We start from the raw sequence: 20,263 nt of genomic DNA on the forward strand, positions 1-20,263 counted from the left end.
CCGGAGATATGTATTACAAAGGGGCCAATATGCTGCATACCATTCGTCAGCTGATACAGGACGACGAAAAATTCCGTCAGATTTTAAGGGGCCTGAATAAAACATTCTATCACCAAACCGTAACTACTGAACAAGTTGAAAATTATATCATTAAAAAAAGCGGTCTGAAATTAGCTAAAGTATTTGATCAGTATTTAAGAACAACAAAAGTACCTGTACTGAGCTATGAAATTAAAGACAGTAAACTAATATACCGTTGGACAGACGTTGTTGAAGGATTCAGCATGCCCGTAAAAGTATCATTAAGCCAGGATATTTTTAGCTTTATCTATCCGACAACAAAGCCACAAACGATAGCGATCAAAGACATCAGCGAAGCCAATTTCAAAGCAGACCCTAATTTCTATATCTTATTAAAAAAGAGTAAATAATTTCCGATTTTTATGCAACTAATTAATATTCTTAGTGTCCTATAAAAAACTAACAGCAATGAAGAAATTAAATAGCTTACTTCTACTGGCTTTTCTGGCATTTGGTTATAACGCTAATGCCATCGGCCCTATAAAAAAATTAACAGATCTTTTACTGAAGAAGAAAGACCAGTCGGAAGTTTCAAGGGCGTTGCCACTGGTGGTCCTCTGACCGTAAAAATCACAATGGGTAACAAAGAATCCCTGCGTCTGGAAGGTGATCAGGAAGCTATCTCAAATCTGACTACAGAGATCAATGCCGGAGTCCTTACAATCAAACCAAAAACCAAGTGGAACGACTGGTCAAGAAGATATAACCGGGCACAGGTAACTGTGTACATTACGGCTAAAAAAATCAATTCCTTAACCATGAGCGGATCCGGCAATATAGAAGTTGAGAATACGATTAACTCGCCAGAGTTAGTTGCTACCCTTAGCGGTTCAGGAGGCATTACAGCTACTGCCAATGTAAAAACATTTACAGGCACAATCAGCGGCTCAGGATCTATCAAACTAAGTGGCAAGGCCGATGACTCAAACCTTACCCTAAGTGGCTCAGGAGGCTTTAAGGGAAAGGATTTTGCAGTCAATGACTTATCCGCACAAATCAGTGGTTCGGCCAACGTTTACATCACCGCAAATAAAACTATCGAGGCAGTAATCAGCGGTTCGGGGAATATCCGTTATTCAGGCAACGCCACAGTCAAAAAAACAGTCATAGGATCAGGTAGCATAAGAAGAGATTAAGCAACAAAGATTTAATATAAAAACAAAAAAGCGGCCCGGTATCCAACAAAGATACCGGGCCGCTTTACGAGGGATTTACCCCTCTAAAGAATAAAAACAACCTACAAAGGCAGGTTAAAAACATGAACCGATTGATCCTTAAACTTTTGATAAGAAGGCTGATCAGATTTTGCCTTGTCCGAAACCACTACAATCTGCGTATCACTAATAAAGGAAACCCCTTCAACATTACCATACAACACATTGTTTCCTGAGCCAACTACCCCACTACTATTCCCTGTAGGAAAAGAGTAAGTCTTGCCACCAGTAAGAGCCCATTCCGTGCCACTAAGCGTTCCTATCCACAATTTAGAATCCTCCTGTGAAGTAATAGCTACTTTATTTCCAGAAATAGTCAGATCAGAATAATCCGAGAAACTTGCTGATGAAGGAAGAACGATCTCACTGACTTTCTGCCACTGGCTACTCGTCTTTTTAAGTACCACAATCTTGCCGGGGGCTTTCTATTAATGCAAGCATATATTCTACCCCACCGCGTGACACCCATGCAATTCCTTCAAATCCTTTGTTACTATTAGCTTCTGTAAAAGAATAATCTGCCCATAGACTACTTTGATATTCCATTGATGAATTATATTCACGAATACGAGGCTGATACTTGCTGCCATTCTGAACAGTTTCCTCCACAACAAAAAAGCCCGGCGAACTTTTCGGTGCATAGGTAATCCCTTCAAATTGCGAATCTCCGGATCCCGAGCCTAGCAGGCTATTTTCGTCACTATTCTCAGGCAGATTTTTCTTGATCTTAGCGATCTCGTACAGATTATCAGAAACCACGTAAAAATAGCCATTCAGGTACTGAACCCCACTCGCTTCAAACTTATCACTTTTATCATAGCCCTTAATCAGCTTATAGATTTTCGCTTCCGCAACCGGTGCACCCAACACAGTAACCCCGCTGGCACTTACCGCACCATTAACCCCAGAAGCTGATTGAGAAGAATTGAATTGAGCTGTCCCGAAGAAGAACCCTCAGGAACAAGACTGTCACTGGCCTTATTACAGGCTGTAAAAAGAGACACCGCTAACAAAGCAGTGCACACAGGTAATTTAATGTTTTTCATCATAGTAGATATAATTATAGATATTCTGCAATATCAACTATAACTATCATTACCACAATACGTTCACATTATTTTTCCGTTAAAAAATTATCCAGTGGATACCCCCGGGAGGATGGCATAAAAAAAACGCTAATGTAAATTACACAGCGTTTTTTTTTTTATTTTGTTATAGTCTAGAATTGATACCCTATGGCCAGGAAATTCTGTACATAGTTAATCTTCTGACTTGCCTTATCCAGATCGTCTCTGCCCGTTGTATGAACAGTTTTCAAATTAGTAGTTCCAACTTTCGTCGTATTCTGGAAATACAACCCTCTCGTTACATAAAACTTCAAACCAATTTTCGCAGAAAAACCATAACCAGCTACATTCCAGTGATTATTTCTACCCTACCCTGTTCGAATAAACGAACATCAGACCTTGGCACCATGATACCACCACCAATACCAGTTTCCAGTGTTAAAGAAGTCTGTCTTGAAGGCGCAACCCAGATATCATCATAACGTTCAATCTCGATATTTGCATAGTTGAACCCATCCGTATGCTCATAAGTAAGCATTTTATCGTTTACAGTGATCATTTGACCATTGTAAGTTCCCGCCATTGCACCAGTTGGAACACCAGGCTCAGAAATATTTTCACCGATAAAACCAGTAATAGCAACCTGCTGAGGAATATCCATTACATATTTCATATGATCCCAACCTATCGAGATACTATAATTATCCTTAATGAAATATCCTACACGAAGATTATACTGAGGTTCAGAAACCTTTGCCGGATTTAAATAATTCCATTTTAGTGGAGACTGTCTATCATGGGCAACTACATCTTTCAAAGTAAAATCGTAGTTCGGCCCTGTAAAATTAATATCACTCTTCCCATACCACGAGTGATTATAACCCCAATGCACAAAGAAATCCCCTTTTCTGGAGAAATTTCTCTTGATTTCATTAGAGAATATACTCTTTCCAATCTTAACCGGAATATCGGTTGTATTTGTAGTTTCTTGTGCCTTGATCTTTTTACCAAGAACCAGGAACAACAGTAATAAGTAGCTTTTTTTCACACCGTAAAAGTACTCAAATCCTGTCAAAAACTAATTACGTCCAAATATATGACATGAACAAGACGCAATAAAAACAAGAAAACCTGCTGTAACAAAACAGCAGGTTCTTAATATATTATTATTTATCTATTATACTCCTAACAATAAACGAGCAGGATCTTCTAATAATTGTTTTACTCTTACTAAGAATCCAACAGACTCTCTGCCATCTATGATTCTATGATCATATGATAAGGCAAGGTACATCATCGGACGAACAACAACTTCACCTTTTTCTGCAATAGGGCGCTCAATGATATTGTGCATTCCTAAAATAGCAGACTGAGGAGCATTGATGATTGGAGTAGACATCATTGAACCAAATACACCACCATTAGTGATTGTAAACGTTCCACCAGTCATTTCTTCCAAAGTTAATTTGCTGTCACGAGCTTTAGTAGCCAGTTCAATTACAGATTTTTCAATCTGCGCAAGCGTCATGCTTTCTGCATTCCTGATGATTGGAACTACCAATCCTTTAGGAGCAGAAACTGCGATAGAGATATCTACGAAGTCATTATAAACAACCGATTCACCATCAATACGTGCATTCACAGCAGGGAAATCTTTCATTGCTTCACAAACAGCTTTTGTAAAGAAACTCATGAAACCTAAACCAACACCATATTTCTCTTTGAACTGATCTTTGTATTTCCCACGTAAGTCCATGATCGGTTTCATGTTTACTTCGTTAAAAGTAGTTAACATGGCCGTCTCATTTTTCACTGCAACCAACCGTTTTGCAACAGTTTTGCGCAATGGCGACATTTTCTCTTTACGTTCATTTCATTTCTAGATCCCGCAACCGGAGCAGCTACTGCTGCCGCTTTTTCAGGAGCTTTAGCCGCTGGTGCAGCTGATTTCTCCGCCTTAAGCGCATCTTCTTTAGTAATTCGGCCATCAACACCAGAGCCTTTAACAGCACCCGCGTCAACACCTTTTTCTGCAAGAATCTTGCCAGCTGCTGGTGAAGGAGTACCAGTTGCATAACTCTCACCATTTCTTTCCGCTACCGGAGCAGCAGCTTGTGCGTTATTAACAACTGCTTTTTCTTCTGCAGCTGGTGCCGCCGCTTTCGCCGGAGCAGCTCCACTAGTTTCGATAGAACAAACTACAGCACCTATTGCTAGCGTATCGCCTTCGGCTGCCACTATTTTCAAAGTTCCGGCTTGCTCAGCAGTTAGTTCAAAAGTTGCTTTATCAGACTCTAATTCGGCGATTACTTCATCCATTTCTACGGCATCACCATCATTCTTCACCCAACGGGATAAAACAACTTCGGTAATTGATTCGCCTACTGGCGGAACTTTTATTTCTAGACTCATAATTGATGTATTATATTTTTCTAATCTACGTTATATGCTTTACTTACTGATTTCTTAGCAATCTTATGATCCACCTCAGTTACCGGGGCAGCAAAAGATTTTGCCAGAATACTTGCCTGCTCATCCGCATGCTGTTTCGCAAATCCTGTTGCAGTACTACTGCTTTCTTTTCTTGATATCACTTCAATATCGCTGAATGCTGTCTTTCTTGTTTTACGCAACAAATAAGGCCATGCACCCATGTTTTCAGGTTCTTCCTGAACCCAGATAGCTTCTTTCGCATTTTTATAGCCTTTATAAACATCTTCCATTTGTTTTAATGGCGTAGGATATAACTGCTCAACACGAACAATCGCAACGTTTTTGATTTCCTCTCTCTGTTGTTTCTCTAATAACTCGTAATAGATTTTACCACTACAGAACAATACTCTGTCCACCTCGTTAGGCTTCACACATTTCATCATCATTGATTACTTCCTGGAATTTACCTTCAGTAAACTCTTCCAGTTTAGATACACATGCCGGGTGACGCAATAAGCTTTTAGGTGTGAAAACGATTAATGGTTTTCTGAAATCACGCTTAAACTGACGACGGATCGCATGGAAGAAGTTAGCTGGAGTGGTACAGTTTGTTACCTGCATGTTATAATCAGCACATAGTTCCATAAAACGCTCAATTCTTGCAGAAGAGTGTTCAGGCCCTTGTCCTTCATAACCATGAGGTAATAACATGACTAAACCATTTTCACGCTGCCATTTAGTTTCCGCACTTGCGATATACTGATCTACAACAATTTGCGCTCCATTAAAGAAGTCACCAAATTGAGCTTCCCAGATTGTTAAAGCATTAGGGTTCGCCATTGCATAACCATACTCAAATCCTAAAACACCATATTCTGATAAATGTGAATTGTATATATCAAATGGGGCTTGCTGATCAGAAAGGTTACTTAATGGGATATATTCTTCTTCAGAATCTTCTAAAAAGTTAAAACAGCATGACGTGTGTGAGAATGTACCACGTTCAACATCCTGTCCACTTAAACGAACTCTTTTCCCTTCTGTAAGCAAAGTAGCGTAAGCAAGCTGCTCACCCATTGCCCAGTCAAAAATATGAGTCGAAGTAGCCATTTTATTGCGCTCAGCAAATAGTTTTTCAATTTTCTTGAAGAACTTCTTATCCTTAGGCAAAGTGCTGATTCTTTTTGCAATTTCTAATAAAGTAGTCTTTTTAACAGACGTATCCGGAGAAGAAACGAAGTCTTCTGCACTGGCAATTCTCATATCTGACCATGCACCAGCAAATTTCACCGCTTTATAAGTTGAGGTGATCTCTTTAGCTTCGTTTAATCTCTCCTGTAAAATACCACGGAATTCAACTTCCATTTCCTTTGCCAGGCTTGCTTCCAGTTTACCTTCACCAATCAGTTGTTTGATATAGATATCTCTTGGATTAGCATGCATGGCTCAATACTTTTGTACAATAAAGGTTGAGTGAACTTAGGTTCATCTGCCTCATTATGTCCAAACCTGCGGTAACACAGAATATCGATGAACACGTCATTTTTATATCGCTGACGGTATTCCATAGCCAGGTTTATCGCATAAACCAAAGCTTCCACATCATCTCCATTTACATGGAATACAGGTGAAAGCGTAACTTTGGCAATATCAGTACAATAAGTACTGGTACGTCCGTCTTTATAATTTGTAGTAAAACCAATCTGGTTATTAATCACCAGGTGGATTGTACCACCGGTTTATATATCCGTCCAGACCAGCCATCTGAATAACTTCATAAACGATACCCTGTCCGGCAACCGAAGCATCACCATGAATCAGGATAGGTGCAATACGCGAATTATCGCCTTCGTACTTGAAATCAATTTTAGAACGTGTCATTCCTTCAACCACACCATTTACTGTCTCCAGGTGAGATGGGTTAGGACATAAACTCAAGTGAACATTTTCCATCATTTGTAGTCACGTCAGTAGAATAACCAAGGTGATACTTCACATCACCTCCAAACGGAGATTCAGCGCTGTAACCTTTACCTTCAAATTCAGCAAAAATATCCTTGTAAGTTTTTTGCATGATATTGGCAAGAACGTTTAAGCGTCCTCTGTGAGCCATACCGATTACAAATTCTTCAATACCCATTGATGAACCTTTTTCAATAACTGAATCCAGTGCCGGGATCAAAGCTTCTGCTCCTTCTAACGAAAATCTCTTCTGACCAAGAAATTTAGTGCCTAAAAAGTTTTCAAAGCTTACTGCCTCATTCAACTTCTTAAGAATTCTTCTTTTCTCTTCGATTGAAAAATTTGGCGTGTTCTGCACACTTTCCATTTTGTTTTCAATCCAGCCTAATACTTCAGGAGTACGGACAAATTTATATTCCGCACCAATAGACCTGCAATAAGTCTTTTTCAGGAAGGTTACGATATCACTAAGCTTAGCAGCACCAATTCCCAATTCTACACTAGAGTTGAAAACAGTATCCAGATCAGTCTGGTTTAAACCGAAATTCTCTATGTCCAGAGTAGGTAAATGATGACGTCTTTCTCTAACTGGATTTGTTTGGGTAAACAAATGACCTCGCTGGCGATAACCATTGATCAGATTTAAGACATTTACTTCTTTTAAAAAATGTTCGGGAGTTGCTTCGCTGGCTACGCCTGCATCAGCTCCTCTTCCAAAATCAAACCCTTCAAAAAACTTTTGCCAGCCGAATTCAACCGCATTAGGATCTTCTTTATAAGCTTGATAAATAGAATCGATGTATTCGGCATTTGCGCCGTTGAGATAAGATAAATTATCCATTATTTAAGAATTGGTGTAAGTATGGCAAAATTAGGATTTTACCTTTAAAAACAGCTATAAATCATCAAGAAATTCTACGATTTCACAAACCTTTTTCAGTGGTGTCAGCCGATCGTCAAGAAGTATATCAAATTCCGAGATAAACTGCCCGCCCGCAACCAGCAGGGGGACATCCATATGGTCCAGTACTTTAGTCAATATTTTATTGACATCTTTCCCCAGGTTTAAGGACGTAAGCACGATGAAAGCATAGTCAGGCTTATAATGTAAAATAACTTTTTTCAGATCACTATAGGGAATTTCCTGCCCAAGATACAGGGTATCCATGCCGCAGCGTTTGAGTAAATAACGTGCAAAAAGCAAACCGGTCTCATGCATTTCGGCCTCCGGGAGGAACAATAAAAACCTTTTAGGATCTTCTTTCTCCGGTTTTTTAACCCGGTCAATCTCCACAATCATCCTGTCCCTGATCAGGTTTGAAGCGAAATGTTCCTGAGAAGGATCAATTGCACCTGTCTGCCACAACATTCCAACTTTCTTCATAAAGGGGAAAAGAACAAGATCCATGGTGTTGACGAGCCCTAACTCTTTAATACAACCAGATAAAATCTCTGCAAACGCAATCTCATCATATTTCAAGGTCAAGGTAGCATCAGAAAGACGCAATACTTGTACAGTATCATTATTGAAATCCGATTGCAACTGCAAAACAAGATCATTAACCTGTGTTATGCTCATCTTAGCAATCCGGCTGATTTTGTATCCTTTTTCATTCAGGGTTACAATATTCAGCAGCTGCTTCAAATCATCCTCCTCATAATACCTGATATTGGTAGGAGTTCTTTTTGGAGGCACAAGATTATATCTTGCCTCCCATGCCCGGATTGTATGTGCTTTAATGCCTATTAGGCCTTCTATGTCACTGATGGAGAATCTTTTCACGTAAAGTGAGAACAATTGTTAAACAAAAAAAGTTTTAAATATTTTTTTTTTCTGTTTAAGTGGAAAAAAAAAAAAAACCAGCCGGATCAATGAACATCAACCCCGGTTTTATCCAGGATTCGCAACTTCTATATCCAGCATTTTGATCTGTTTATCTAAATCGAATGCGTTTTTCGAACGTGGGTCTTTTCCCCCTCCGGCAACATAGGCCCAGTTGCCCAATTATTACTTGCCGGTGAATAGTCGATTAATTTTTTTTCAAAATATTCCGCACCATCTACCCAGTTTAATTTTAAGATATAAATCAGGTAAGTAGCAACCAGTAAACGTCCGGTATGTGTAATAAAACCAGACTGATTAAGATCTTTCATATACTGATCAACAATAGGATTACCCGTATGCCCATCTTTCCACTGTTGCAGATTCCGCAGATATTCTTCAGTTTGAGGAAATTCAGTAACTTCTGCTACGATGTCTCTGAAGTAATTAACACTATGCTTCTTGAACATAAATCGAAAGAAGTCTCTCCAGAGCAAACCTAATATCAATTGCGTAAAGTGGTTGTTAGACCCAAATTTCTGTTCTGCTTCTTTTATAGCCCAGTATACTTTTCTTGGAGATAACGCCCCTACTGCCAGCCAGGGAGAAAGTTTAGATGAAAAACTATGCTGAGCAGCATGCGCTTTACTACTGCGAATATAAATATCTGAGTCAGCTGCAAATAAATAATTCCTGCAAATGTTTTATACCTTCCTCTTCACCTCCTCTTGGAACAGAAGAGAATGCGCCAGAAAATTCGGGTAATTCGCCCCAGGCTTCCACTTCAACAAAATTAATAAGTTCAGGAGAAGGGAAACAATCTTTCACTATGGCATCTCGTTCTGTCTTTTTCTTAAACTGGGAAAAAATATCAGGAATATCCTTAATTGGAAACGGTAAATCTTCTTTATTGTAAAGCGTATGACCAATGAAGTGTTTCAGGTTGATCCTCAATTTCCATAACAGATCTTCTACATTCGAAGAGACAGTAGTTTCTTCCGTCGCTACTTCTCTGTGATGATAAACTTCAGCTAGCTCATATTGTTCTGCAAGCGCAGGAATATGAGCTTCAGGAGTACCGGAAATAATCAAAAGATTACCTCCCATTTTCTTTAATGATTCACGAAGGGCGATTACACTCTCCGCTAAAAACTGAAACCTGTTATTTCTTTCCTGAGCTTCATCAGTAGTATTTTCAAAATGACGCGGATCAAAGAAATAAACAGGCAGGATACTATCGGACTTACTGATTGCTTCTACTAACATTTCATTGTCATGTAACCGCAAATCATTTCTAAACCAGACGAGTATTTTCCTAGATTCCATTTATTTAGACTAAAGTTTTGTTGTAATCACCAAAAATATACCATTTTTATCCTAACATCTAATACACAAAGTAATATTTACATAAGCGCAACAAAAGTTTAGCATAAAATTGCTTTTAAACAGCTTATTCAGAAACAAAAATGCCCTAAAATAGTTAATCTAAAATGAACCAGCATATTTTACTCACAGGTGCAACCGGCATGCTCGGCAAAGATTTAATTGAAACACTTTTAAAACGAGGTCATACAATTTCTGTGTTATCCAGAAAGCTTCAGCAAATCGACCAGGTAAAAGTTTTTTTATGGGATGTTTATAAACAGGAGATTGACATGAATTGTCTTGAAGGTGCAGATACGATTATACATCTTGCTGGCGAAAATATATCCAAAGAGAAATGGACTGATCAACGCAAAAAGGAGATTATTGACAGCCGGGTCTTATCCACACAGCTTTTATATAAAGCCATAGCTGAAACCAAAAATCAGGTCAAAAACTTTATCTCTGCTGCCGCAGTTGGTTATTACGGCACTCGTGGTGATGAAATATTAACAGAAGAGAGTAGTCCCGGCCATAATTTCCTGGCACAATGTTGTATTCAATGGGAAAAAGCTATAGACCAGGGGCAGCAACTGGATTTAAGAATAGTAAAAATCAGAACTGGTGTCGTACTGGCAAAAAATGAAGGAGCCCTTGAAGCCATGGCTAAACCAATCAAATTCTTTGCTGGTGCTCCTTTAGGCAATGGAAAACAATGGATACCCTGGATTCATTATCAGGACATGACACAGATTTATCTTCATGCGCTCGACAATGAAACATTAACTGGTGCATATAATGCCAGTGCACCTTTCCTGTTACAAATAAAGAGATAACCAAAGCTATCGCGAAACAGTTACACCGTCCGGCATGGCCATTCCATATACCAGCAAAAATGTTGCAACTGATTTTAGGAGAAATGAGTTCTCTGGCTATGAATAGTACAAACACTTCCGCTCAAAAGATATTATCCAGCGGATTTAAATTCAAATATCCTCATCTTGAACAGGCTTTAGCTGATATTTACGGTCAATGAAAACAGAGGTAGTAAATATTTGCTGGTTAAGAAGAGACTTAAGGTTACAGGATCAGGCTGCATTATATTACGCATTAAAAAACAAAAACCCGGTTTTACTGCTTTTTATATTCGACAAAAATATCCTGGAAGATTTAAATAACCCTCAGGATGCGAGAATAACTTTCATCTACCGCAGGTTAAAAGAACTGGAAAAAGAGTTACAGCAAAAGGGATCTTCTCTACTGATCAAATATGGAACACCGGAACGGGTATGGCCAGAACTCATCAAAGACTATAAGATCAATTCAGTTTCAGTTTACACCAACCATGATTATGAGCCCTATGCAATGGACCGCGATGATGCGCTGGCAGAATATCTCCGCTCTGAGGGCATCTCATTCCACACTTACAAAGACCAGGTAATTTTTGAAAAAAAAGAGGTTCTCAAACCAGATGGAAAGCCTTATACTGTTTTCACCCCCTATTTCCGCCAATGGAAAATGAAACTGAATGATTTTTATATTAAGTCTTATCCATCAGAAAAACACCATCAAAACTTCTTTCAAACTCAACCACTAGCCTTTCCTTCTTTAGCTAACCTGGGGTTCGAAGAATCAGCCATGCAATTTCCTACAGCTAATTTTGAAGACAAATTAGCTGCTTATGAAGAAAGAAGAGATTTTCCTGCGGATGATGCAACAACGCATCTTGGCGTTCACTTAAGATTCGGGACAGTCAGTATCAGAGCAGCAGTTCATTCAGCATTACAAGCTGGCGCAGAAAAATGGCTATCAGAGCTGGCCTGGAGAGATTTTTTTATATGATGATGATTTTATATCATTTCCCTCATATCACTACGCGCTCATTTAAGCCCGCATACGATCAGATCAAATGGCTGAACAGAGAAGAAGATTTTGAGGCGTGGAAAAATGGTCAGACGGGCTATCCTATAATTGACGCAGGAATGAACCAGCTGAATCAAACAGGTTATATGCACAACCGCGTAAGGATGATCGTGGGAAGTTTCCTGACTAAACACCTGCTGATTGACTGGCGTTGGGGAGAAGCCTATTTCGCCGAAAAACTATTAGATTATGAACTGGCCAGTAATGTAGGCGGATGGCAATGGGCTTGCGGCTGCGGAAATGACGCAGCACCCTATTTCAGGGTATTCAATCCAGAATTGCAGGCAAAGAAATTTGATCCGGAAAACAAGTATATCTATAAATGGGCACCCGAATATAAACAAGAAAAGCATATTCAACCTATAGTTGAACATGCTTTTGCAAGAGAACGAATTCTCAAAGTTTTAAAGAAGCACTAGTTTTTTACATCAACAATTTCGATATCAAAATCTAAACAAGAGTTGATTGGAATTGTAGTACCGGGAGGTGTTCCGGCATAACCAAGATCTGAAGGCATAATTATACGTATTTTCCCTCCTTTGGTTACTTTACCCGGAAGGGTAAGCACCCAGCCTTTAACAAGGTTCTTTAATTGAGTTACAAAAGTACCTGCAGTATTAGTATCAAAAACAGTTCCATCTAACAATCTTCCTGTATAGTTTACTGTGATATTTGAGTTGGCATTAATAGCATCTGTTCCCGTTCCTGCTGTAGAAACAGCATATCTAACCCGGTTTGGATCTTTAGTCATCTGAAGACTATTGGCTGCTATAAATTTATTGATCAGACGTTCATCTGTCTGCCATTGATGCGCTTCAGCAAACATATTAAGATCAACAGCTATAATTTCATTTGATTCCACATTAAGATTAGAATTACCGTTTTTCCCGAAAATCATACTGATGGGATGATAATTTTTGCAGTACCACCTCTTTTAAGCATAGACATTACCAACCGCACTGGTGTAACTGTATAACCAGCACCACCTAAGGAGAAACGATCAGTATAGCCCAATAAAGTAGCAGGAACATTATAATCTCCACTCTTTGCGATAGAAGAATTTGTCGCATGTTTAAAATCAAAAGAGTAGAAGACAGAATCACTGCTAACCAGGTCAGCACCTGTTCCAGGATTAGTAATCTGATAATAAAATCCAGAAGGATCTTTAATTGCAGTAATATTATTTTTAGTAATATAATCCTGGATATTACGCTCGTCTACAACCTGTATAGATTCATAATCCTTTTTACATGAACTAAAAAGGACAGCCAAGCCAATGAAGGCAAGAGTAAATTGTGATAATTTTTTAAGCATTGTTTAGTTTGATTGACCGGTTGTGTTTGTTGGAACGAGTTTTCTTATTTTAATTAATCTAATCTTGAAATCTAATATTGTATTTGCAGGAAGAAAAACAGGAATGTTGTTTGGCCCTGGCATTGCACTGACCACTCTATTCTGGTAAGCCAGTGTTGAAGGTACAATCAACCTGATCGTTCCTCCCGGTCTGATATACTTCAGACCTTCCTGCCAGGCAATTATTGCCGTATTATAAATGAACCCAGGTGTCTGACTATCTATCACAACCTGAGTTGAATCGTACACAACTTTGTCGTCAGGTGGAATTCTTTTACCAACATAGCGCATTACTATCGTGTCGGTAACATCATATTTAATCTCATCAGAACCATCCCCCTGCTTGATCACCTGGTAGTATAATCCACTCGGCAATGGGGTTGCAACAATATTACTATCTTTTATAAATTTCTTAATCAAATCATCATCAATTGCAGCTTGTGCAGCCCGGTCATAGGCAGGCTCTGTTTTACAGGCCGCGAAAGAACAAGCTGCTGCAATAAACAACAATATGATTTTGCTTTTTAACATATTGCACAAAAAAGTAGTTTTATTAGGGAGGGATGGAACAATATTTAACCAATTTTAACAAATACAACAATGAAAAGGCCGGATCATGAGGTATGATCCGGCCTTTTTTCATTAAGTATCCTTCTGTTTAAACCTGGATTCAAGCAGAAATCAAGATTAAAAACAATATTTATTTTCAGCAATCAGTTGCTGAGCAACCTTCTGACGGACATCTTTCACATTAAATGCTTCCATTTTAGTAAATCTTTTCAATCCTACCAGCATCATACGTTGTTCATCTCCTTCAGCAAAAGCCCAAAGCGCCTCTTTACCTGCTTTTTGCAATGCATCAACCGCCTCTACGAAATAGATACGCATCATATTTAATTGTCCTTCGCAAGCTTCAGCACCTCTTAAACTAACCAGCTTCTCTGTTCTTAACATCACAGATTCAGCTACATACACGTAACTCGCCATGTCTGCGATATTCATCAGGATTTCCTGCTCTTTAGAAAGGCTTAACATTAACTTTTGAACCGCCCCACCAGCTACCATTAAAGTCGCTTTTTTCAGGTTCTTAATGATTTTCTTTTCTGCAGCGAAAAGTGTGTCATCTTCCTCTCCAAAATCAGGAATAGACATTAATTCGGCAGCGACAGCAGTAGCTGGAGTCATTAAGTCTAATTCGCCTTTCATAGCTCTTTTCAACATCATATCAACAGTTAATAACCTGTTGATTTCATTCGTTCCTTCAAAAATCCTGTTGATCCTTGCATCACGATATGCCCTGTCCATCGGTGCATCGGCAGAGAAGCCCATTCCACCATAGATCTGAACACCTTCATCCACAACATAGTCTAATGCCTCAGAACCCCATACTTTTAGTATTGCACATTCTACAGCAAACTGCTCCGTAGATTTTAATTTCGCTTTACTTTTATCCATTCCACCTGCAACCAATGCTTCATAAGCATCGTCAATATTCTGACCTGCACGGTAATTAGCTGATTCTACTGCATAAACCTTAGTAGCCATTTCAGCTAGTTTATAACGGATTGCACCATATTTTGAAATTGGACGTTCAAACTGAATACGTTCATTTGAATAATTGATCGCAGTACTGATTACAGCTTTTGAAGCTCCAACCGCTGCTGCTGCCAATTTAATCCTTCCGATATTTAAAATATTCACTGCGATTTTAAAACCATTTTCACGTTCAGACAGCATATTTTCTACCGGAACTTCACAGTCGTTGAAAAACACCTGGCGGGTTGACGATCCTTTGATCCCCATTTTATGCTCTTCAGGGTTCATAGTCACCCCTCCAAAATCACGCTCTACAATAAATGCGGTCAGATTCTTATCGTCATCAATTTTCGCGAATACAATAAAAATATCTGCAAAACCACCATTGGTGATCCACATTTTTTGTCCGTTAATCACATAATGTTTACCATCTGCAGATAACCTGGCTTTAGTTTTACCAGAGTTAGCATCAGATCCGGAATTAGGTTCTGTTAAGCAATAAGCTGCTTTCCATTCCCCCGATCCCAGTTTTGGAATATATTTCGATTTCTGCTCTTCATTTCCATAATACAGGATAGGTAAAGTACCAATACCCGTATGTGCAGAAATTGCAACTGCAAACGAATGACCAGCACCAATTACATCAGCAACCAGCATTGAAGTATTGAAGTTCTTACCAAAGCCACCATACTCTTCAGGAATAGAAACCCCTAAAAGTCCCAGTGCGCCTGCTTTAGTTACTAATGAAGGCATCAGGCCTTCTTCCATTTTATCAATACGATCCAGGTTCGGATACACTTCTGCTACAAGAAAATCTCTGCAGGTCTGTGCAATCATTTGCTGTTCTTCATCAAATTCTTCAGGAATAAATACATCCTGGTATGTGGTTTCCTTTATCAAAAACTCGCCACCTTTTACTTTTGTTTTGTCTGTAGTTTCCATATTTTTTTATAGCTGATCTCTACCAGAATGTTTCCGGAGATTTCATTTTTAGATTTTATAATTATTGCTTTATTAAAAAGCACTAAAGAAGTTCAAAAATACCGGCAGCACCTTGTCCGCTACCCACACACATCGTTACCATTCCGTATTTACCATTTCTGCGTTTCAACTCATGAAACAATTGTACAGAGAGTTTTGCACCAGTACAACCCAGTGGGTGGCCTAAAGCAATGGCTCCCCCATTCACGTTCACAATATCCTGATTGATGCCTAAAGTTCTAACCACTGCAAGTGACTGAGAAGCAAAAGCCTCATTCAGTTCAATCAGGTCCATTTGTTCTAAAGTCAGACCAGCTTTCTTTAGTGCCAGAGGGATTGCATCAATCGGGCCTATCCCCATAATTCTTGGTGGTACCCCCACAACGCCATAACTTACCAGGCGGGCAATCGGTTCAACACCCAGTTCTTTCATTTTACTTTCAGATACTACAATTACAAATGCAGCACCATCAGACGTTTGCGAAGAGTTACCAGCAGTCACGCTTCCATCAGCAGCAAAAACAGGTTTCAGCTTAGCTAATTTATCCAGAGTAGTGTCTGCACGTGGTCCTTCATCTGTATCTACAACATAACTTCTTGTTTTCTTTTTCATCTGGCCGTCCAGATAGTTTTCAGTAACTGTAATTGGAGCTACCCCAGCCTTTAAATGACCATTTTTAATAGCTTCTACTGCTTTCATATTAGATTTGAAAGCAAACTCATCCTGATCTTCTCTGCTAACTTTATATTCACTGGCTACAGCTTCGGCAGTGAGTCCCATCCCCCAGTACCAGTCGGGTTCTTTTTTGCGACTTCAAAATTAGGTACGACTTTCCATCCGCCAAATGGCATTCCGGACATTACCTCTACGCCGCCGGCAATAATACAATCTGCCATTCCACTTTTAATTTTAGCAACCGCAGTAGCTATGGTATCCAGCCCAGATGCGCAATACCTGTTTAAAGTCACACCAGGAACCTTATCCGTATCCAATCCCATCAGGGAAATCATACGGCCTATATTTAATCCTTGTCTGCTTCTGGTGTTGCATTCCCAACGATCACATCATCTATTTGTTCTTTATTCAGATTGGGTACTGAGGCTACTAATTGTTTGATTACTTCAGCAGCCAGATCATCGGCCCTGGTAAAACGAAATACGCCACGTGGTGCTTTGCCCACTGCTGTACGTAAACCTGCTATGATATATGCTTCTTGCATTTTTTGATGTAGTTAAGAAAAGTTAAATGGAATAAATCCTGCTGATCCTTTTCTGTTAAACATTATATTTTTTAAATCCTCTGGTTTTTCTATTACCTGCTTAATTACGAAGCGGCTTGCCTTTAGTCACAATACTCTGAATTCTTTCCAGAGTTTTCCGTTCACCGCAAAGCGATAAGAAAGCTTCTCTTTCTAAATCCAGTAAATACTGTTCAGTTACTTCCGTAGGAGAAGACAAGTCACCACCACACATTACATAACCTAGTTTTTCTGAGATTTTTTTATCATGTTCAGAAATGTAATGACCTGAATACATAGTATTAGCACCTGCATAAACAATTCCTAATCCTTGTTTACCCAATACCCTGATATCATTTCTTTTCACAGGTTGTGTATAACCAGTATCTGCCAGCTCAATTGCTTTTGCTTTAGCATCAGCAATTAACCTGCTGCGGTTCATCGAAACTGAGAATTTATCTTTTTGTAAGTAGCCTAAGTCATAGGCTTCAAGCGCAGAGGTCGAAACCTTAGCCATCCCGATAGTCAGGAAACGATCTTTCAGTACATTCTGCACAATCTGATCATCTTTGTATTCATCAGAAGCACGCAAAGCAAATTCTTTTGTTCCCCCACCTCCAGGAATCACACCTACACCAAATTCTACCAGTCCCATATAAGTTTCTGCGTTCAGCTGTACGTGATCTGCATGTAAACTAAATTCACATCCACCACCTAAAGTCAGGTTATGCGGTGCGACTACAACTGGAATAGAAGAATACCTGATTCTCATAGAAGTATTCTGGAAAGCCCTGATCGCCATGTTCAATTCGTCCCATTCCTGCTCTACAGCCATCATGAAAATCATCCCAACATTAGCACCCGCAGAGAAGTTAGCACCATCGTTTCCGATAACTACTCCTCTATAATCTTTTTCGGCCAGGTCAATAGCTTTATTAATAGCCTGTAGGGTGTCACCCCCTATGGTATTCATTTTTGAATGAAACTCTACATTTAATATTCCGTCACCTAAATCAAGAATAGAAGCCCCTGAATTTTTCCAGATTGTTTTAGTGGTACGAATATTATCCAGGATGATGAACGAATCAGCACCCGGTAATGCTTTATAACTTTTAGAAGGAATATCGTAATATTTTTTAACGCCATCTTCTACTTTATAGAACGAAGTATGACCAGCAGCAAGCATTTCATGTACCCAGGCCGCAGCCTCATTTCCATACTTTTTCATGCCTTCCAGAGATTCTTTAATCCCTACAGCATCCCATACTTCAAACGGGCCTAAATCCCATCCGAATCCAGCACGTAAGGCATCATCAATTCTATATAGTTCATCAGCGATTTCTGGAATTCTGTCAGAAACATATTCAAATAAACCAAAGAATGAATGTCTGAATACTTCCCCTGCTTTATCTTTACCTGCAGCAAAAACCTTCATTCGGTCTCTCACGTTTTCGATAGGCTTTGTCAGATCAAGCGTAGCTGATTTAACTTTTTGCTGTGTGCGGTATTCGAGTGTTTTTAAATCAAGAGCTAAAATCTCTGTTTTACCGTCAGCAGTTTTTTTTTTTTTATAAAAACCTTGTTTGGTTTTATCGCCTAACCATTTATTCGCTTCCATTTTGACTACATAGTCAGGAAGTTTAAATAAGTCATGGGCTTTATCATCAGGACAGTTATCATATAGTCCTTTTGACACTTTAATCATGGTATCTAAACCTACTACATCAGAAGTACGGAAAGTAGCTGATTTCGGTCTGCCTAAAGCAGGTCCGGTAAACTTATCTACTTCTTCGACTGTCAGGTCAGGTCTAATTTATCTACCAGATGCAGTAAAGCCATCATAGAATATACGCCTACTCTGTTAGCGATGAATGCGGGAGTATCTTTACATAAAACAGTTGTTTTACCCAAAAATTTATCTCCATAATGCATTAAGAAATCTACCAGTTCAGGTTTAGTGTCCGGAGTTGGAATAATCTCCAGTAAACGCAGATAACGAGGCGGGTTAAAAAAGTGTGTACCGCAGAAATTAGCTTTAAAATCATCGCTTCTTCCTTCGGTCATTAAATGAATGGGAATACCAGAAGTATTTGAAGTAATCAATGTTCCGGGTTTACGGAATTGTTCAACCTGTGCAAATACTATTTTCTTGATATCAAGGTTTTCAACTACTACCTCAATAATCCAGTCTACTCCAGCAATTTTTGACATGTCAGTATCAAAATTACCTGTAGTAATCTTATTCACTACTTTTTTGGTATAAACCGGGGAAGGATTAGTTTTGATGGCATTTTGTAATGCTGCATTGACAATACGGTTCTGAACTGCCGGGTTATCCAGCTTTAACCCTTTTGCTATTTCCTCCGGGCTTAGTTCTTTTGGTGCAATGTCTAACAACAATACTTCTACACCTATATTCGCAAAGTGACAAGCAATGCGTGAGCCCATGATACCGGAGCCTAATACCGCTACTTTATTTATCTTTTTGTTCATCATTTCCTGTAGTTACTGTATATGCTAAAGTGAGTTTATTTAATTTCTGTAAGCTTAGTACCAGGTTATTTTTTTCTGGTATAGTCAAATGATCATTCAGGTATTCATTGAAGGAACGGACAACCCCTTTCGCCACCTGTCGCTTCTCTCTGCCAAAGTCAGTCAGAAAGACTTTCACGGATCTTTTATCACCGGAGGATGCCTCACGATATATTAACCCTGATTCTTCCATATTGTTTAGCATTCTGGACAAACTGGTGGCTTTCACCCCAAGCAAACCTGCAAGCTGTGATACCGCCGTACCATCTTATCAATATTAATCAACACATAACCAATTGCTTGTGTGATCCCAAAGCCTGATGCGATCTGGTTATACGTGTTAGACATGTTTTGCCAAACGACTTTCAATAAATAATCTATTGTTTCCTGTTGTTTCATTAATTACTATGCTTGCATAACAAAGCTAAAGAATATAAAACTAGAATCCAAGAAAAAAAAGAGCACAAAAAAAGCCGCCAGGATTGATCCTGGCGGCTTCTGAAATATTGGTTTCAGACTAGTATAAAGTAAATTCTACTCTTCTGTTTTTCTGACGACCAGCTGCAGTTTTGTTAGTTGCAATTGGTTGGTTTTTACCGTAACCAGTAGCTTCGATTCTAGATGCATTAGCACCTTGAGAAACTAAGTAAGCTTTTACTGATTCAGCTCTGTCTTTAGATAATCTCATGTTCAAATCTGCTGAACCTGTGTTATCTGTGTGACCAGCTAATTTCAAGCTAAAGTTTTTAGTTACTAATA

20 protein-coding genes and 5 pseudogenes are annotated in these 20,263 nt (G+C 39.0%); 8 read left to right on the forward strand and 17 right to left on the reverse strand.

The annotated features are described in order from the left end of the window. The first annotated feature begins 8 nt into the window (after window positions 1-8). The 3 genes from ACWYN3_RS24140 to ACWYN3_RS24150 are packed head-to-tail and all read left to right on the forward strand — an operon-like array spanning window position 9 to window position 1,217. Window positions 9-431 (forward strand): hypothetical protein, encoded by a 423-nt coding sequence (locus ACWYN3_RS24140; RefSeq protein ID WP_456216683.1) that lies wholly within the window; start codon window positions 9-11, stop codon window positions 429-431. Between the two features lie 58 nt (window positions 432-489). Then, window positions 490-642 (forward strand): hypothetical protein, encoded by a 153-nt coding sequence (locus ACWYN3_RS24145; protein ID WP_456216684.1) that lies wholly within the window; start codon window positions 490-492, stop codon window positions 640-642. Between the two features lie 14 nt (window positions 643-656). Continuing rightward, a complete protein-coding gene (locus tag ACWYN3_RS24150) occupies window positions 657-1,217 on the forward strand; it encodes a head GIN domain-containing protein (protein ID WP_456216685.1) in 561 nt (186 codons plus the stop codon). A gap of 101 nt (window positions 1,218-1,318) precedes the next feature. On the opposite strand, the gene ACWYN3_RS24155 is transcribed toward ACWYN3_RS24150, so the two are convergent. Both ACWYN3_RS24155 and ACWYN3_RS24160 read right to left on the reverse strand, forming a co-directional pair. Continuing rightward, a complete protein-coding gene (locus ACWYN3_RS24155; RefSeq protein ID WP_456216686.1) occupies window positions 1,319-1,702 on the reverse strand; it encodes a hypothetical protein in 384 nt (127 codons plus the stop codon). Continuing rightward, entirely contained in the window at window positions 1,692-2,162 is a 471-nt protein-coding gene (locus ACWYN3_RS24160; RefSeq protein WP_456216687.1) for an esterase-like activity of phytase family protein, read from the reverse strand. Before ACWYN3_RS24160 ends, ACWYN3_RS24155 begins: the two co-directional genes overlap by 11 nt. 48 nt (window positions 2,163-2,210) lie before the next feature. On the opposite strand from ACWYN3_RS24160, the gene ACWYN3_RS24165 reads away from it, so the two are divergent. Continuing rightward, complete coding sequence (locus ACWYN3_RS24165) at window positions 2,211-2,384, forward strand: hypothetical protein (protein WP_456216688.1); 174 nt, start codon at window positions 2,211-2,213, stop codon at window positions 2,382-2,384. Between the two features lie 130 nt (window positions 2,385-2,514). Here the strand turns inward: ACWYN3_RS24165 and ACWYN3_RS24170 are convergent, their stop codons facing one another. The 7 genes and pseudogenes from ACWYN3_RS24170 to ACWYN3_RS24200 all read right to left on the reverse strand — a co-directional run bounded on the left by ACWYN3_RS24170 (window position 2,515) and on the right by ACWYN3_RS24200 (window position 9,905). Next, on the reverse strand, window positions 2,515-2,676 hold the full coding sequence (locus ACWYN3_RS24170; protein WP_456216689.1) for a hypothetical protein: 162 nt from the start codon (window positions 2,674-2,676) through the stop codon (window positions 2,515-2,517). 29 nt (window positions 2,677-2,705) lie between these two features. Next, window positions 2,706-3,410: a hypothetical protein gene (locus ACWYN3_RS24175; RefSeq protein WP_456216690.1), complete on the reverse strand. Its 705-nt coding sequence runs from the start codon at window positions 3,408-3,410 to the stop codon at window positions 2,706-2,708. A gap of 129 nt (window positions 3,411-3,539) precedes the next feature. After that, window positions 3,540-4,774 (reverse strand): annotated as a pseudogene (gene odhB, locus ACWYN3_RS24180) (2-oxoglutarate dehydrogenase complex dihydrolipoyllysine-residue succinyltransferase). A 20-nt stretch (window positions 4,775-4,794) separates the two neighbouring features. Further along, a pseudogene (locus ACWYN3_RS24185) lies at window positions 4,795-7,598 on the reverse strand (2-oxoglutarate dehydrogenase E1 component). Between the two features lie 54 nt (window positions 7,599-7,652). Further along, complete coding sequence (locus ACWYN3_RS24190; protein ID WP_456216691.1) at window positions 7,653-8,540, reverse strand: MerR family transcriptional regulator; 888 nt, start codon at window positions 8,538-8,540, stop codon at window positions 7,653-7,655. 155 nt (window positions 8,541-8,695) lie between these two features. Beyond that, window positions 8,696-9,049: an FAD-binding domain-containing protein gene (locus ACWYN3_RS24195; RefSeq protein WP_456216692.1), complete on the reverse strand. Its 354-nt coding sequence runs from the start codon at window positions 9,047-9,049 to the stop codon at window positions 8,696-8,698. Window positions 9,050-9,251: 202 nt separating this feature from the next. Further along, the gene (locus ACWYN3_RS24200) at window positions 9,252-9,905 is read right to left on the reverse strand and encodes a deoxyribodipyrimidine photo-lyase (protein WP_456216693.1); all 654 of its coding nucleotides are present in this window, start codon (window positions 9,903-9,905) and stop codon (window positions 9,252-9,254) included. Between the two features lie 164 nt (window positions 9,906-10,069). Between ACWYN3_RS24200 and ACWYN3_RS24205 the strand changes: the two genes are divergently transcribed. The 4 genes from ACWYN3_RS24205 (at window position 10,070) to ACWYN3_RS24220 (ending at window position 12,283) form a co-directional block, all read left to right on the forward strand. Beyond that, window positions 10,070-10,777, forward strand: coding sequence for a TIGR01777 family oxidoreductase (locus ACWYN3_RS24205; RefSeq protein ID WP_456216694.1), 708 nt, complete (start codon window positions 10,070-10,072; stop codon window positions 10,775-10,777). A 98-nt stretch (window positions 10,778-10,875) separates the two neighbouring features. Further along, the gene (locus ACWYN3_RS24210; protein WP_456223137.1) at window positions 10,876-10,977 is read left to right on the forward strand and encodes a DUF1731 domain-containing protein; all 102 of its coding nucleotides are present in this window, start codon (window positions 10,876-10,878) and stop codon (window positions 10,975-10,977) included. Beyond that, window positions 10,974-11,783 (forward strand): deoxyribodipyrimidine photo-lyase, encoded by an 810-nt coding sequence (locus tag ACWYN3_RS24215; RefSeq protein WP_456216695.1) that lies wholly within the window; start codon window positions 10,974-10,976, stop codon window positions 11,781-11,783. The genes ACWYN3_RS24210 and ACWYN3_RS24215 overlap by 4 nt, the downstream gene beginning before the upstream one ends. After that, window positions 11,744-12,283, forward strand: coding sequence for an FAD-binding domain-containing protein (locus ACWYN3_RS24220; RefSeq protein WP_456216696.1), 540 nt, complete (start codon window positions 11,744-11,746; stop codon window positions 12,281-12,283). The genes ACWYN3_RS24215 and ACWYN3_RS24220 overlap by 40 nt, the downstream gene beginning before the upstream one ends. Here the strand turns inward: ACWYN3_RS24220 and ACWYN3_RS24225 are convergent. From ACWYN3_RS24225 to ACWYN3_RS24260, 8 genes and pseudogenes are all read right to left on the reverse strand, one after another. Beyond that, entirely contained in the window at window positions 12,280-12,762 is a 483-nt protein-coding gene (locus ACWYN3_RS24225; protein WP_456216697.1) for an FKBP-type peptidyl-prolyl cis-trans isomerase, read from the reverse strand. The two genes, ACWYN3_RS24220 and ACWYN3_RS24225, sit on opposite strands and share 4 nt — an antisense overlap. After that, on the reverse strand, window positions 12,759-13,178 hold the full coding sequence (locus ACWYN3_RS24230) for a hypothetical protein (protein ID WP_456216698.1): 420 nt from the start codon (window positions 13,176-13,178) through the stop codon (window positions 12,759-12,761). Before ACWYN3_RS24230 ends, ACWYN3_RS24225 begins: the two co-directional genes overlap by 4 nt. Before the next feature lie 3 nt (window positions 13,179-13,181). Next, window positions 13,182-13,748: an FKBP-type peptidyl-prolyl cis-trans isomerase gene (locus ACWYN3_RS24235; RefSeq protein ID WP_456216699.1), complete on the reverse strand. Its 567-nt coding sequence runs from the start codon at window positions 13,746-13,748 to the stop codon at window positions 13,182-13,184. A 156-nt stretch (window positions 13,749-13,904) separates the two neighbouring features. After that, a complete protein-coding gene (locus ACWYN3_RS24240) occupies window positions 13,905-15,695 on the reverse strand; it encodes an acyl-CoA dehydrogenase family protein (protein ID WP_456216700.1) in 1,791 nt (596 codons plus the stop codon). An 82-nt stretch (window positions 15,696-15,777) separates the two neighbouring features. Continuing rightward, window positions 15,778-16,954: pseudogene (locus tag ACWYN3_RS24245) on the reverse strand (acetyl-CoA C-acyltransferase). A 100-nt stretch (window positions 16,955-17,054) separates the two neighbouring features. Beyond that, window positions 17,055-19,465 (reverse strand): annotated as a pseudogene (locus ACWYN3_RS24250) (3-hydroxyacyl-CoA dehydrogenase NAD-binding domain-containing protein). After that, window positions 19,446-19,903 (reverse strand): annotated as a pseudogene (locus ACWYN3_RS24255) (MarR family winged helix-turn-helix transcriptional regulator). The pseudogenes ACWYN3_RS24250 and ACWYN3_RS24255 overlap by 20 nt, the downstream one beginning before the upstream one ends. A 118-nt stretch (window positions 19,904-20,021) precedes the next feature. Beyond that, window positions 20,022-20,240 (reverse strand): OmpA family protein, encoded by a 219-nt coding sequence (locus ACWYN3_RS24260; RefSeq protein WP_456216701.1) that lies wholly within the window; start codon window positions 20,238-20,240, stop codon window positions 20,022-20,024. Between the last annotated feature and the right edge of the window lie 23 nt (window positions 20,241-20,263).

The organism is Pedobacter sp. NJ-S-72 (genome assembly GCF_053890575.1).